This window comes from Empedobacter sp. GD03739 (assembly GCF_029843245.1).
In the GTDB taxonomy this organism is placed as follows: domain Bacteria; phylum Bacteroidota; class Bacteroidia; order Flavobacteriales; family Weeksellaceae; genus Empedobacter; species Empedobacter falsenii_B.
In genome coordinates, this window is sequence record NZ_JAOCHX010000016.1 from 46,639 (window position 1) to 61,882 (window position 15,244).

General features: G+C 32.8%; 16 protein-coding genes. 6 read left to right on the top strand and 10 right to left on the bottom strand.

The genetic code is table 11. The features are described 5' to 3' along the window. Nucleotides 1-107 precede the first annotated feature (107 nt). Complete coding sequence (locus N5E64_RS07045; RefSeq protein ID WP_280036648.1) at nt 108-1,310, top strand: restriction endonuclease subunit S; 1,203 nt, start codon at nt 108-110, stop codon at nt 1,308-1,310. A gap of 4 nt (nt 1,311-1,314) precedes the next feature. Here the strand turns inward: N5E64_RS07045 and N5E64_RS07050 are convergent, their stop codons facing one another. From N5E64_RS07050 to mobA, 6 genes are all read right to left on the bottom strand, one after another. Then, nucleotides 1,315-2,514: a restriction endonuclease subunit S gene (locus N5E64_RS07050; protein WP_280036649.1), complete on the bottom strand. Its 1,200-nt coding sequence runs from the start codon at nt 2,512-2,514 to the stop codon at nt 1,315-1,317. Between the two features lie 138 nt (nt 2,515-2,652). Continuing rightward, complete coding sequence (locus N5E64_RS07055) at nt 2,653-3,138, bottom strand: hypothetical protein (protein ID WP_280036651.1); 486 nt, start codon at nt 3,136-3,138, stop codon at nt 2,653-2,655. Then, complete coding sequence (locus N5E64_RS07060) at nt 3,135-3,881, bottom strand: DUF3800 domain-containing protein (RefSeq protein ID WP_280036653.1); 747 nt, start codon at nt 3,879-3,881, stop codon at nt 3,135-3,137. Before N5E64_RS07060 ends, N5E64_RS07055 begins: the two co-directional genes overlap by 4 nt. Before the next feature lie 9 nt (nt 3,882-3,890). Beyond that, on the bottom strand, nt 3,891-5,447 hold the full coding sequence (locus N5E64_RS07065; RefSeq protein ID WP_125349864.1) for a type I restriction-modification system subunit M: 1,557 nt from the start codon (nt 5,445-5,447) through the stop codon (nt 3,891-3,893). Nucleotides 5,448-5,591: 144 nt separating this feature from the next. Then, nucleotides 5,592-6,839, bottom strand: coding sequence for a conjugal transfer protein MobB (gene mobB / locus N5E64_RS07070; RefSeq protein WP_280036655.1), 1,248 nt, complete (start codon nt 6,837-6,839; stop codon nt 5,592-5,594). Between the two features lie 4 nt (nt 6,840-6,843). Beyond that, nucleotides 6,844-7,278 carry a conjugal transfer protein MobA gene (mobA, locus tag N5E64_RS07075; protein WP_125349862.1) on the bottom strand — a complete coding sequence of 145 codons (435 nt, stop codon included), beginning with the start codon at nt 7,276-7,278 and terminating at the stop codon, nt 6,844-6,846. A 546-nt stretch (nt 7,279-7,824) separates the two neighbouring features. Between mobA and N5E64_RS07080 the strand changes: the two genes are divergently transcribed. The 3 genes from N5E64_RS07080 to N5E64_RS07090 all read left to right on the top strand — a co-directional run bounded on the left by N5E64_RS07080 (nt 7,825) and on the right by N5E64_RS07090 (nt 9,285). After that, complete coding sequence (locus N5E64_RS07080; protein ID WP_280036656.1) at nt 7,825-8,325, top strand: DUF3408 domain-containing protein; 501 nt, start codon at nt 7,825-7,827, stop codon at nt 8,323-8,325. 178 nt (nt 8,326-8,503) lie between these two features. After that, nucleotides 8,504-9,007, top strand: coding sequence for a helix-turn-helix domain-containing protein (locus tag N5E64_RS07085; RefSeq protein WP_280036657.1), 504 nt, complete (start codon nt 8,504-8,506; stop codon nt 9,005-9,007). Further along, a complete protein-coding gene (locus tag N5E64_RS07090) occupies nt 9,004-9,285 on the top strand; it encodes a helix-turn-helix domain-containing protein (protein WP_034868152.1) in 282 nt (93 codons plus the stop codon). Before N5E64_RS07085 ends, N5E64_RS07090 begins: the two co-directional genes overlap by 4 nt. A gap of 40 nt (nt 9,286-9,325) precedes the next feature. Here N5E64_RS07090 and N5E64_RS07095 read toward each other — a convergent pair whose 3' ends face one another. From N5E64_RS07095 to N5E64_RS07110, 4 genes are all read right to left on the bottom strand, one after another. Next, nucleotides 9,326-9,811: a DUF6265 family protein gene (locus N5E64_RS07095; RefSeq protein ID WP_280036663.1), complete on the bottom strand. Its 486-nt coding sequence runs from the start codon at nt 9,809-9,811 to the stop codon at nt 9,326-9,328. Nucleotide 9,812: 1 nt separating this feature from the next. Then, a complete protein-coding gene (locus tag N5E64_RS07100) occupies nt 9,813-11,027 on the bottom strand; it encodes a DUF6596 domain-containing protein (RefSeq protein ID WP_280036665.1) in 1,215 nt (404 codons plus the stop codon). Beyond that, nucleotides 11,017-11,373, bottom strand: coding sequence for a YciI family protein (locus N5E64_RS07105; RefSeq protein WP_280036667.1), 357 nt, complete (start codon nt 11,371-11,373; stop codon nt 11,017-11,019). The genes N5E64_RS07100 and N5E64_RS07105 overlap by 11 nt, the downstream gene beginning before the upstream one ends. Before the next feature lie 165 nt (nt 11,374-11,538). Further along, nucleotides 11,539-12,789, bottom strand: coding sequence for a site-specific integrase (locus N5E64_RS07110; RefSeq protein WP_280036670.1), 1,251 nt, complete (start codon nt 12,787-12,789; stop codon nt 11,539-11,541). Nucleotides 12,790-13,236: 447 nt separating this feature from the next. On the opposite strand from N5E64_RS07110, the gene N5E64_RS07115 reads away from it, so the two are divergent. Beyond that, complete coding sequence (locus N5E64_RS07115; RefSeq protein WP_125349856.1) at nt 13,237-14,424, top strand: hypothetical protein; 1,188 nt, start codon at nt 13,237-13,239, stop codon at nt 14,422-14,424. Beyond that, nucleotides 14,415-14,954 (top strand): DUF6705 family protein, encoded by a 540-nt coding sequence (locus N5E64_RS07120; protein WP_280036674.1) that lies wholly within the window; start codon nt 14,415-14,417, stop codon nt 14,952-14,954. The genes N5E64_RS07115 and N5E64_RS07120 overlap by 10 nt, the downstream gene beginning before the upstream one ends. Nucleotides 14,955-15,244 lie beyond the last annotated feature (290 nt).

The following is a 15,244-nucleotide window of genomic DNA, read 5'->3' on the forward strand; positions in this document are numbered from 1 at the left end:
AAAGAACAAAGGAAGTAGAAAGTAAATAAATGCGTTAGTATTTCAATCGGCGGATAATATTCTCCTTAATTTTCATAAAAGAGATTTCTAATCTTGGTGTTCCAAATTTGAGATTTCCAGGGTTTGAAGATGCGTGGGAAGTGAAGAAGTTGGGGGAAGTAGCAACTAATTTTATGTATGGAATGAATACTGCTGCAACAGTTTATGATGGTGAAAATCAGTATATCCGAATCACGGATATTGATGAAAGAACTAGATTATTCACTCCAAATCCTTTGTCATCACCAGATGGAGAATTAGAGGATAAATATTTATTAGAAAAAGGAGATATTCTTTTTGCAAGAACTGGAGCAAGCGTTGGAAAGTCTTATTTATATAGTGAAAAAGATGGCAAAATTTTCTTTGCGGGCTTTTTAATCCGTCTTAACGTAAAAACTGAAAATCCATATTTTATTTTTTCACAAACACTGACCGAAAAATATCAAAAATGGGTACTTACAATGTCAATGCGTTCAGGGCAACCAGGAATTAATGCGGAAGAATATAAGTTATTGCCAATAGCTCTTCCGTCGTTTGAAGAACAATCCGAAATTGCGTTTTTTCTCTCTAAAATTGACGAAAGAATCCAAGCCCAAAGCAAAATACTGATACATCTTAAATCCTTAATTGAAAGTCTTAATGATTCTTTATCGGAACAAAAAATAAGAATTAATTCTAATTTCGAAAATTGGAAAAAAGTAAGACTTGGAGATTTGGGATATACTTTCACTGGTTTGTCTGGAAAATCAAAAGAAGATTTTGGTAATGGAAAAAGATACATCCAATACAAGCAAATTTTTGATTCTTCCAAAATCGTAATTGAAAACTGTGGATATGTAAATGTTTCAGAAAATGAAAATCAAAATAGTGTAAAATATGGGGATATATTTTTTACAATTTCTTCTGAAACGCCTGATGAAATTGGGATGAGTTCAGTTTTGTTAGAAGATGTGAAAAATGTGTATCTCAATAGTTTTTGTTTTGGATTTAGACTTAATTCCTTTAAGGAATTACTCCCTGAATTTGCTCGTTTTTTATTTAGAAGTAAAGTCGTTCGGAATGAAATAAAAAAGTTAGCACAAGGAAGTACAAGATATAATATGTCGAAAACAGAACTTTTAAAATTAGAAATTTTATTGCCATCAATAAAAGAACAAAAAGAAATTTCGGCATTTCTTTCTTCCCTATACCAAAAAAGCCAAACCGAAAAAGCCATTTTAGAGCAGCTGGAAATGCAAAAGAAATATCTATTACAGCAAATGTTTGTTTAACATTCTAAACAAACATATTTTGCAGCAAAAACTTTTTCTGTTCTTCTAATTTTTGCAAAAGTTGGTTCTCCATATCAATTTTTGAGTCTATAGAAGAAAGGAAATTGGCGATTTTGGTTTGTTCAGGAATACTTGGTAGTAAAATATTAATTGAATTAATATCCGAACTATTAACCGCAGTAAAAGTACTTCCTTGTTCAATTGATTTCCATTTATCCTCAAAATATAATAAAAATTGATAAATAAATTCGAGTATAGATTTATCATTGTTTTTTACTGAGCAAATTCCCCTACCAATGCAGGCGTAATGTTTGGATTTTCCTACATAACCAACTGGAGCTCTTACGGTTAACAAAAGATCACCAACACCACAAAATTTAGTGGGTTTACTCGTGTATTGTCTAGGATTAGATTTTCTATTTAAAATATCTGCATTTCCCTGTATTAATGGTATTCCGATATTTTCAAAGTTATATGAAGAAGAATCTGGAGATTGTCCCATTTGAATAATAACAATGTTTTTTAACTTCATTTCCTCCCATTTCGAAAAATCATTCCCATTATTATCTTTAAACCTAAATTCTTGCGAAAATATTTTTTTAGCAGTTGCAACCTTTAATTTTTCTAAACCCTCAATTATTTTGCTTTGGGTTGTAATGCGTTCGTCTATGAGTGAAAGAAATGAAGCGATTTTTTGTTGTTCTTTATTTGAAGGAAGTGAAATTATTATTCTGTAAAAATCTGAATGATTTAAATCAGGAATTGTTGATGTTCCTGCAAATCGAAGTATTTGATTTTGTGTTTTGTTTAATTTCAAAAAGTTATACAAAAAAATCTTATCAATGTATTCTGGATATGCTACTTTGAAAAAGTTATTATGAAAAGCGCCTGATACATTAGTAACAACTTGTCCAGTATTTCCTGTTCTAGTCATTAATATGTCTTTTTCATTACATATCACAGATTGTGGAGGATTTAATATATAGTATTTTTTTCCAGAACCTGCTTTTAAAAATTCATTAGTTATATAGAAATATGAACCTGTTTTATTCTCAGTAGATCTTTCAGATATTGCTATTTGTAGCCCTTGGTTAATTTTCACAACTTCTCTCAGCGGCTTACTTTCCCATTGCTCCGTGAATTCAGGAAATCTCAAATTTGGAACTTTACCACCACTTTTATTTTCTTTTTGTATATCGGTCATATTATTATCTTCTTTTTCAGCATTAAGGATTTAATCTATTTGCTTTTTTATTTTTATTGTGTATCTTTGCAAAAGCTCAGTAACCATTCCTTTATTGGTTGTAAGTGTTAAAGGAGTATAAGAAGCCGTTTAGTTCCGCTAAGCGGTTTTGGCTTTTATATACGCTTCGTATTCTTTTAATAGCTTTCTTTTTCTATGTTCTGTTTCAATATAATAAGCCGTTATGAACATATAATATTCTCCTCTGTCGGTTAAAATCACAATATAATTTTCGGTTTCATTAAACAAAACAGTACGTTCATCTTTTCCTCTTACATTTTTCCAGATGAGAATTTCTTCGTGTTCACAGTTTTCTATAACAAACTTTGGAAAACGTATCCGTTCCATTCTTCTAAAATCAGGTTGTCTATTAGCTTCGTCTTCTCCTTCGTGCGTAATGTGATAAAATGTACGATGCATTCCGTCTACTTCCGGGTATTTTCTCACAGATACTTTTAGACCTTCATAAATAGGGTGTGCTTTGATAAAATCGTTATGAAAAACCGAATAAACAGCGTCAAAATAGGTTGAAAAAACTCCACCATATTCGCCAAAAGATATCAATGCAGGAAACACTAAACTCATACAAAATAAGGTTTTTGTGGTTTCCAAATAAAAACATTGAACTTTCGCTCTTTCAATAAAGTAGATTTTGTTAAAGAATATTTAGAGCGATGTTTAATGAGATTGATTAATTCATTTTTAGCTTTACTATTTGATAATTCTCTATTTACATAAGCAGTAGCACCTACTAATAAATCGGCTAATTGCAAAATTTCCACTTCGTGAGATCTTACCTGTTGTACTTTTTTAATAATTTCTTTAGAATAGTCGTATTTGTCATTCCTTAAAACCTGTTCCAGTTTGTGAACTTTTTCTTTACTTCTGGTATCTTTAATGTCTATGTAAATATGATGAGAGTTTTCAGGATTCAAGATAGCTTTCAACATTCCAAAATACATCTTATAGTAAAATGTATCGTGTGTATGATTGAACTTTTCATAATCTATTGCAGATTTATTAGAAACTACAAGCACCCTAAACTGCAAGTCATCATCATCAAAAAAATAATTGATTACATCTTTGTAATACTCGATTTTTGATTTTGAAACTTTGTTCCATTTTAGCTCATAGTAGGTTCGATTGTCATTATCATTCTTTTTATTTTTAGGAATAAGGTTGTGTTTGAGTTTAAAACTATACAATCTTTCAAAAATTTCTTCCTTCTTTTCAATCGGACAATAAACAGCCCCGATAACCATAACAGGCTCTTTGTCATTCTGTAAATGACAACTTTCATCGCAATATATATTGATTGTTGGCTTCATTATAAAAAATTAAAAAACAAGTCCCAATTCTTTGAAATACACATCAATTTCTTTGTCCAATTCCGCTCGCTTGGCTTCCAAAGATTTAATTTCCTGCATTACAACTTTGATATCGATTTCTTCTTCAGCTTCGAAAGTATCTACATAACGAGGTATATTAAGATTATAGTCATTTTCTGCAACTTCTTGTAAAGTAGCCAAATGACTGTATTTCTCAATTTCGGTTCTATTACGATAAGTTTCCACAATCTTATTGATATGCTCTTCACGTAACATATTTTGGTTCTTAACTTTCTCGAATTCTTTACTTGCATCAATAAATAGGATATGGTCAGGATCTTCCTTACATTTCTTAAACACCAAAATACAAGTCGGAATACCAGTTCCGTAAAAAATATTGGCAGGTAAACCAATTACAGCATCTAAATAATTTTTCTGTTCAATAAGATATTTTCGAATATGTAATTCTGCCGAACCTCTAAACAAGACACCGTGTGGCAATACAATAGCCATTGTTCCGTTTTCAGCAAGATGATGAATCATGTGTTGTACAAAGGCAAAATCTGCTTTGCTTGCAGGGGCTAATCTACCGTATTGACTAAAACGTTCGTTACTAAGATGCAGAGGATTAGCACTCCAGTTGGCTGAAAATGGTGGATTTGCTACAATGGCTTCTGCTAACAAACCTTCGTGTTGAGGATGTTCTAAAGTGTCTTCCTGTTTGATATCAAATTTCAGATAATGTACGCCGTGAAGTATCATATTCATTCGGGCAAGATTGTACGTTGTTCGATTCATTTCTTGTCCATAGAAATTATTGACATCTTTTACTTCTCTTGCTACACGCAGTAATAATGAACCTGAACCACAGGTTGGGTCATATACCGATTTTAAACGGTTTTTACCAGTCGTAACGATCTTTGCGAGAATTTTAGATACTTCCTGAGGGGTGTAGAATTCGCCCGCTTTTTTTCCTGCACCACTGGCAAACTGACCTATCAAATATTCGTAAGCATCACCCAATACATCAAGTTCTGTATCATTCAATTTGAAATCAATTTCGTCTAAATGCACCAACACTTTTACAATAATAGCATTTCGGGCATCTGCTGTTCTTCCTAAATTATTACTATTTAAATCCATATCAGAAAACAGGTCTTCAAAGTCTTCTTCACTTTGTGTTCCCATTGTACTTAACTGAATATTGGTCAATATCTTCTGTAAATCTTCAAGAATAAAATTGTTGCTCCCGCTATTTCCTCGTTTAGCGATTTCACTAAACAATTCAGATGGTTTTAAAAAGTACCCTAAGGTTTCAAGAGATTCTTCTCTAATAGCTTCAATGTATTCTAAGCCTTCGGCTGTGTTTTCATCAATATTTCTGAATTGGATTTTATCTTTTTCCAAAATGGAGTTCGCATAAATTTCCATTTTTTCAGCCAAATATTTATAAAAAATAAATCCCAAAATATAATCTCGGAATTCATCAGCATTCATTTTTCCACGCAGTGTATTGGCTATATTCCAGAGCTGTTGCTCTAATATTTTCTTCTGTTCTTCTGACATTGAAATAAGCGTTATTTGATTAGGGATTTATTATCCTTAAGAATCTACTAAAATAGTAAACTTTTAGATTCTAAACATTATGCTTGCTATAAAAATGATTGATATTTAAATTGGTAAACTTACTTTAGATTTTTTTGTCATCTGTTATAACTTTCGACCTTTCTTTTTCTTCATCCGTTTGGCAAATTGTTCTTCCTCGTAATCGACGCCTTGTGCATCAGGTAAAACGCTGAACAATCCTATATCGGTATTAAGCGAATGTTCCTGTGAGAGAAACTCAAAAAGGTCTTGTGTTGGTAGGTTGTCTATTTCATTTACTTTATCCTGTATCTTCAATTCGGGTTTGTTTCCGTTGTTCCACCAATCATTGAATACGTTTGCCGACAAGTTTCTTTCTAATTGTGAGCCATTCCAAACACTTTGACTCTCGTGGTCGATAAACGTGATACCGTAAATCCGTCCGCTTTCGTTCCTGCGGACAATCGTATTAATACCTTGCTCTACCAGTTGCTTTTTAAAATCTGTTTCGCTGTTTGTAGTATGTATAGCCAATTCAATGGTATTCTTTAGGACAGACCTTGCAGGATTGATTTTCATTTTCTCTTTGGACTGCTCAAAATGTTTTTGAAGCTGTATTACTCCTGCATCTTTTCCAAAAAGTGATGCTTTGAACGGATTACTTACCTTGTTTCCGTTCTTGTCCAATGCCACATATACTAACCCGTTTACAGGCTGTCCGTTCCGTTCTCCTTTGACTTCTTCTGCTGTGATGTTGAATAGAGAAAGTAAAGCATTGTAACTACCTATAGTATTATAACTATAATACTTTGGTAGATAGCGTACTACCGAAGCAATCTGGCTTTTGATGTCGCCATTTTTATGATTTACAGGCTTGAAAACTTTATTCGTTTGTTTCTGCTCCTGGTCGGTAGCCTTTTGCAGATTGTATTTTGTTTCCAAATCCCGACAAATAGCCATTGAGCGTGGATGGTCGTAATCATCGGGGATTTTCTTTCCGTCAATAGCTACACAAGTCGAAACAATGTGTATATGCATTCTGTCAATATCCGTATGCTTGAAAACAATATATGGCTGATTGCCGTAGCCCATACGCTCCATATACTCCTGTGCCATTTCCATAAACTGTTCATCACTGACCTTATCCGCAGGATCTGGGTTCAGCGATATATGACGTACCGTCTTTTCAGTTTTAATATTTGCAGACAGATACGGCTCAAAGCATTTATTAAAATAGGCTACAGAATACCTGCCGTCCACCGTGTCGGGTATCTTGTTCAGTAACAAAACCGTTCCGTTTTCCTTGTCCACTTTCTGTTGATTGTACAAAATCGCTCCGTACATATTACTTCCCTTTCCAATTTTTGCAATCATAACTTTATTCTTTTTTCAGATACTTCTCTTCAAATTCCTGTGTTAAACGGATGACTTCCTTAGTGACTTTTACCAATTCGATGGTTTCTTTTTCCAATTTAAAAAGGTATGTTCCTGCTTTTTTCTCTGAAAAATTGCGGTACAATATCTTCACAACCTGATTATAATTTGTTCCGATTGCTCGGAATTGGCTAAAAAATCGGGTCAATTTTTCGTGATAATCTATTGCATCCATATCAATTTTTACGGTCTTTACCGTCTTTTGAAAGATGCAAGCCGTAATAAAATGTGCCTTTACACTTATCCCCGATTGGTCAAAGAGGGCAAGGAACTTGGCGTTTCCCTCTGCATTCAGGTTGATGGAATACCGATGTACCGCAGGATCAATCTTTGGTTCCCTTCCTGTTTTCCTAATCTGTTTTCTGTTTTTCTCTTCCATAATAATCCATTTTAATTTTTAATAAACGTGCGACTTCGGAGCCGTTTCCAGCTCCCTGCAAGGGCAAGTGCTCTTGAGGTACGGAAATTTATTTCGAGGACCTCAAGAGATAACTTGCTCTGAACAGGAGTTCAGAAAAATCCGTATTGCAAACGGATTGGAGTTAGCAGAAAAAACCCATCGTTTCTATTACAAATTTCGGCAAGACTATTTGAATAACAATCATTTACAATCACGCCAAACAAAGCCAATAAACGCCAAATAGTGCCACCTTTATGGGGATTGGAATTGCTTTTATTTCCTTTGTAGCTGGTTAGCTGGCTGATTGGTTATGCCCTTAATAAAATAACTGAACAGCAAAAATCCCGACAGCAAATCTGCGTGAATGATTGCAAGCGGATTACAGATTTTTGAGTTAATAAACTAGCTAATTAAAGGCATGCACGTGCGTAGATAGATATGTAGTTACATAGATACAACAGTATATACAGCTGATTGCTTAGTTAACCAAACAGCTAATTGGATATAATATTAAAAATGATAGATATGATACACGAAGAAAACAAAAATCAGCAACCCGAAAAAGAGGATTTCTCTATTGAAAATTTCATAACTGATGAAAATAAACAATCTTTCACGGAACAACAGGCAGTAACACATCGGGAAGATTTTGTCAAACCCAAAGTAGATGAGGAAGCACTGATGAACATAATTGCAGGGGAAGATCCCGAGGAAATAGCAACAGAAACGGAACAAACCAAACCGTCAGCGAAGACCACGAAAAAAAGTACCTCCAAGCCAAAGAAGCTGAACAAAGAGGACTATTGTGAACAGTTTTTTAAAATTCCGACCACAACTGCAAGCAAAGGAAAATCGGTCTATGTACGGCAGGAACACCACGATAGGTTTAACAGGCTTACCAACATTATGGGCATTGACAAGCTGACAATTTATGCGTATCTCAACAACATTATCGAATACCACTTTCAGGAGTTCGGGGAATTGATTAGCGAAATCTACAACGATAAGCACAAACCGTTGTTTTGATTGTGGTGCGGTGTCGGGAGTGGTGCGTAGCTCCCTCTTAAAATTATTTTCCAAAACAAAAAAACAGAAAAAAAAGAAAGCCATTCTAACAAGGTGGACAGGGGAAAAACCAAAAGGAAACGGAATAAGTCCCGAAGGGTGGCAGGGCAACTGAGCAACTCGCCAAAGCGACCTTTTTTTGCCCTGCTATTATGCCGTAAGCTTTTGGTTGGGCAGTGCGGTGGCTGTCCGCCTTAATTTTGCTACCTTTTTATTCTTTTTTTGGTACATTTTTAAATATTTCATCATAGTATTTGGCAAAACACCGCCACTCAACGCCAATGGATACAACATTAGAATGACCTATATCAATAGCTTTTATTTTCGAGGTTTAAATGATGTTGATATGGAAATAACAGTTTTAGACATTCAGATTTTAAAGGCATTGCATAGGGAAGTAAAGGAAGTTTCCAATTTGATAGCGGAAATGACTGCACCCTACAAAGCATTACAACAGGCAACAAAATGGCTCGACCAACAGGAAGCCTGCCAATTACTCAATATCAGTAAAAGAACATTGCAGACATATAGGGCAAAAGGAATTCTTGGGGCAACGCAAATCAATCGGAAAACATATTTCAGATTGTCCGAAGTGGAGTTACTTATGCAGGGAGAGCGAACATTAAAAAAGCAAAAGAAATGAAACAGATTGGAAATTCAAACGAGGATATGCTTGCCCTGCTCGAAGCTGTGGTAGGTATCAAAAACGAACTGCTGTATATCAGGGAATATTTCCACCCACTCTTAAAAGGAGAAATCTACCTGTCAGGCGAACAGGTTTGCCAAATGCTACACATCAGCAAACGGACGTTACAACAGTACAGAGATGACGGACTGATACCTTTTATCAAACTCGAACGGAAAATCCTTTTTCGTGAAAGCGATATTATCAAGGTATTGGAAGATAACTATCAGCGTTAGCCGATTAACGGTAGTTAATGCTTCAATTTTGTTCAGGTTCTTATTCAAGTCGTTTAAATTCAAATGATAATTTCAAACTGTCTCCCGAAACCAAAGCATTTATTTTGTCTCCCTTTTTCCAGTATTTTATCAATTTTGGGAAATCCAACGTGTCGTTTTTGAATTCAAATTTGTCTTCTTTTATTTCCGACATTTCAAATTTTATAAACTCTTTTTCTTTGGGGATTTTAACAAGTAAATTCCACTTTCCATCGGTCTCCAAAATCCTCATTGTCTCTTGGCTTATCGTATCATTTTTTTGAATGGTAAATCCAATCCCACTGTATTCCGAATCGCTGATTTTTTCCCAATTTTCAAAAGTAGTTTTGCCCTGTTTTTCATTTGTCCGTTGCCATTTACCTAACAGCCAATCAAAGTTTTCGGATTTTGTCGTTGTAGTTTCTTTGTTTTCATTTTGTTTGGTGTTGCACATTGTAAAAGCAAAGGCAGTTAGTATGATAGCTATAAATTTCAATGTTGTTTTCATTTTATAATTGTATGAGTTCGTTTTCTAATAAATATTCTTTTCTGATTTTTTGATTCACTTTATCCATGACCGAGATGAATAAATCATCAGATTCTTTGGGATTGAGTTCTTTTAAGATTTTAGCTTTTACCAAAGAAAAATAAATGTGTTCGTTAGGCAATTCTTTTTCAATTTCTGAAAGAATCATTAAAGCCTTTTCCGTTTTGCCTATTTTACTCAAACAAAAACAATAATTCAGTTTTACAATTGGCGATTGCGAAACTTTTTGCATCATCTCGTATAATTTCGCAATGTGATTCCAATCATTTTGCGTTAGTTCATTTATGGACATATACTTGCTGATGATGATAGCTTCAAGATAAAACTTGCTTATTTTTTTTGGTTTATTGAGATAATTAAAAGCTAAATTGAGTAATTCTTTATTCCATTTTTCACGATTTTGATTGAAAAAAGAAATGAGTTTACCATCGTGAATTTTTGCTGGAATCCTTGCTGTATGAAAGCAAAAAAGTGCCAATAAGTTGCTTGTTGATTTGGATTGGTATTGATTAAATAAAAGTTTTGTCAAAGCAAATGCTTCCAAACATAAATCTTCATTTACAATATTTTCTGTCTTTTCACTAAAAGAATCAAAACCGATATTGAAAACCGCATAAAATATTTCTTCTATTATTGAAACCTCTTTTTGATTGGCTGTAATTGAATTTAGGTCAATATCATTACCGTTAAATTCAAGCTGAATATTTTTCTTTGTTCGGTTGATGTTTTTATAAATTGCTTCCTGATTGATTAAAGTACTGTCACTTATTTCGGGAATGCTCAAACCAAAGATATTTTTGAGAACGAAAAGTATTTTGGCTTGATTGGAAACATTTTTTAATGCCGAAATGAAGATAATGGTTTGAAGCCGTAAATCTGTTTCATTGCTGGTTGACGAAGTATCTTCAAATTGTTCTACTGAAAAATTATGGTTTTCTTTCTGCTTTTTAATTTGGTTGAATACATCGTTACGAGCCACGATGAAAAGCCAGTTTTCTTTATTATTCGGAACATTGTTTTGATTCCAGATTTTTAAGGATTTCAAAAACGAATTTTGAATAGCGTCCTCAATTTCAGAAACGTAATTTGTGCCAAATTGATTTAATAATCCCGAAAACAGCTTTCCATAAATCGCTCTGTAATTTATCTCTTCGTTGGGAAGAAAATTATTGCTCATAGTCTTCCATTTCCATTATCGGACGGATTTCGGTAGTTCCTCCATAATGATGAGTAGGACATTCTTTAGCCAATTCTACAATCGTTTCTAAATCGTCAGCCTGCAATAAGTAATATCCACCAATAATTTCTTTCGATTCCAGGTAAGGTCCGTCTTTGACTACACTATCTTTTCCTGTAATGAACACACCTTTTTCGTGCAATCCGTCTCCAGAAATTAAATGTCCTGCTTCGGCTAATTTATTTGCCCAATTCATATGAGCATTAGCCAACTCCTCCATTTCTTTAGGAGATAATTCATTTAGTTTTTCAACGTCTTCGTGAAGTAATAATAAGAACTGTTTCATTGTAAATTGTTTTAAAATTTCAGTAAAGACATTTTGGTACCTCGGTTTTGGACATTTTTTTGTGATTTTTTTCTCCTTGAAATTTATAAATATTTATCAACTACTAAATTATAAAAAAAGCCAATACAAAAACTATATTGACTTTCTTTAATTGCTTTATCAGTTTCAGAGTTGCGAAACAAATGACTGTTCCATTCCCTTAAATTTATGTGATACCTTTTGCATATCCTTACCAACTTTCTCGTTGACTATTTTGGCGTAAATCTGTGTGGTAGCAATATTCTTATGTCCTAACATCTTGCTCAAACTTTCCAAGGGAACACCCTCACTCAAAAACAAGGTGGCAAACGTATGACGTGCCAAATGAAAGGTTACTTTCTTTTCTTTAAGACAGTCAATCTGTTGGGATATTCTCTTTAGGCTGTCATTGCAGACTGTGTTTGATGGTACAGGGAATACCTTTCCGTCCTTTGCAAATCCTGCATACTTTTCGATAATCATTTTCGGTATATCCAAGAGCATCACGTTTGATGATGTTGCCGTTTTCTTTCTGCGTACAATAATCCATTGGTTGCCGTCAAAGAAATCTTGAATATTACTGTTTCTAAGCCCTTTCATATCCGAATAAGACAACCCCGTAAAGCAACTGAAAACAAATAAATCTTTAACCAATTCGTCTTTCTTTTTCTCGCAGTTAAACGTTACAAGATGTTCTAACTCATTTCGTAGCAGATAACCTCTGTCTTTGTCCTTTTTTGTATTCTTGTATTCGCTGAACGGGTTGAAAGCAAGATGCTTTCTGCTCATTGCCAATCGGCAAAGCGTGGTAAATCCAATCATATACAGCCAAATGGTGTTGTGTGTCAAGCTTTGGTCGTCACGCAGGTAGTAATCAAAGTCCTGTACAAAACCAGGTGTAAGGTCATTAAAGGACAAATCGGAATAACCGTATTTTGTAAGTGCAAAATTTCGTAGGTGTTTTAAAAGTATTTTGTATTTACTGCGTGTGCCATTTACCCGAAGTCCACTATTAACCTTTTTCTCATAGTCCAATAGGAACTGTTCATAGAATTTGAAAAAGGTCAGTTCTCCGCTTTCCATCCCAAGAACGGCATTTTTAAGTTTAGCACTGTTTACAGCCCCCTCATTCTTTAGAATTTTGGAATAGCATTCCTCAATACCCGAACGAATTTTGTCAAGTTTCCTGTTTGTGTCTTGTGCTTCTCGGCTTTTACCCAAAACCCTGCCGTACTTCAAATCCCAATTTGTTGCGGAAATATCCAGCTTGGTACTGAATGCAGACTGTTTGCCGTTTACGGTAATTCTGCACATAACCGTAACTTTTCCGTTTTTCTTTGGGGCGTTCTTTTTAAGGTAGAACAATACCTTAAACGTTGATTTTTTTGTCGTTTCCATACTCACAATTCTTAATGATAAAATTAAACCTATGTGAGCTACGGAACAATATGAAAAACTATGCAAAAAGCTGAAATACAGTATTTTAAACGATTATTTCTAATGTTTAAAAGTAACGTTTTAGTAACCTTACTTTTGCCAAACCTCGCTTTTTACTGCTTTTTACCTCATTACCAAAAAATCATAAAACGGCTGTAAAGTCTTTATTTACAACCGTTTTGACTGTTATTAATCTTTGATGTATTTTTACTGAAACTTTATTTTAAAAATCTATTATTTCTTCTCTGTTTACTTATTTTTAATAGCTGTGTATTAGAGGAAGATACTATTCAAATTGAAAAAACAGAACAAGAAAAGAAAACGTTTGCTATTTTTTCACAATCTTCAAACATTCAAGGAAAAAGTAATAAATCTGCTATTGATTATGCAAATGGTTTTTCTATCTTAATGCAACGATATGATAGTATACACAATACTAATATATCAGGACTTGTAAACACTACGAACATTGTCGAACATAAAAAGAACTCTTTACAAAATGTTATTGTAGAAAGTAAAGAATTTTACATCGAAAATCGATTACATTCACAAACTATTTTTGATGAAAATGGAGATATATGGGTGATGTATCCTAGAATTAAAAATAACTCAGTAGATGGTTTATTAATTGCAAGCTATACTGATAATGGGACCAATGTCTTTTTTAGTTATGTGAAAAAGGATAGTGAATTGTATATTTCGAACGTAAAGTTATTTCAAGAAAAATTTGATAAACAAATCAATAATTCAATTAACAAAAAAGCTAATGGAGATAATTGTGGTTTTGAAGGTTTGCCTTCTTGTGATTTAGACGAGGTAATAATAACTCCTAATCCAGGTGGAAGTGGTTGTTCAAATTGTTATACTACACCTCCTGAAAACAGAGGAAGTAGTGGTTGTTCTCAATTTGTTGAGTGTATTGACAATCCTCCAGGCGGTGGAGGAGGTGGAATTATTAGTCCATTTAAAACTCCATGTGATAAGATAAAACCTATTGGAAAAAATGATAAAAGTAAAAGTTTAATGAAAGATTTAAAAATTAAAACCTCTGAAAATAAGGAACATGTTTATATTTTAAATGCTGATGGAAATAATATAAATGAAACTCATTTTGAAGGAAATGAAGGAGAAGCTGGTGTAGATTTTAATTTTTATGGTCAAATAGATGGTTTTTTACATTCTCATTTTAAAGGTTTACCCCCTGTCTTTTCAGCTGATGATATTTTAAATTTAACATATTTATATAAAAATGGATTTATTAAAGATGCAAATTCCTTTGTTTTTGGTCTTGTAACAGAAAATACTCAATATTATATTATAATTGATGATTTTGAAAGTTTTGATAATTTTTCAAATATCGTTATGATGGGCGGAAATGAAATAAGTGACTCTGTGTACGACTACTACAATCTTGTATATCAAAGCTCTGGAATTAAAGAATCTAATAGTGTTTCTACGAATGAATATTTATTTCTTAAATATCTAGAAGCTCAAAAATCAGGATTGAAATTACTTAAATCCGATTCAGAACTAAATGATTGGAAACTATTATCAAGTGCTACAAATGGTAAAATAAATGAAACAAAATGCAATTAATTATGTATAAAATTAAATTTTTTATATCTATCATTATTATGATAATATCTTTACAAGTTCATTCTCAAACTTTAAAAACAACATCTAATAGTAATAACCTAAATAATAATATAGATAACTTTATAGGGACTTGGTATTGGAAAGATAATGGTAAATCTTTGAAAATAATTTTTAAAAAAGATAATATAGATCTTCCTATGTATGACAATGTAAAAACAGATGTTTTAATAGGTTTTCATAAATACATTTCTAATAATATAGTTGTTGAAAATTCCACTCAATACATTAACAGTCGTTTTACTGATAAGAAGTCTACTATTTTAGGAACTACTTATGAATCATCTAATAAATTAGAAGGAACAATAAAACATGTCTCTAAAAATAAAAGTTTAAAATTTAAAATATTATATATAGATTCAAAACATATAAAACTAGAAATGTTAGAGAATATTAATAGAATTAGAATTAATCAATCAAAAATCAGCAAAGAGATTGACTTACCTCAAAATATTATTTTAACAAAAGAATAGTCACATTGAATACATTTTTTTTGGCTTAGGTTTGAAACTTCTGTAATTAATTGGACGAATTTACATTATATTGCTTTTATCGTTTTGCTTTCTAGAAAAATAAAAGTTTAAACAGGTTTAATATAAAGACTATAACACCTTTTATGTTAAAGTAAAAGGTGTTTTTTTATAGAAAAAAATAGACTCACAGTTCTGTAATTTTTGTTATGCTTCATTTTAAATAAAAAGTCGAAATTGCACCTAAACAAAATACAAAAGCTATGAACGACAATAAAAAATCTCATTGGGAA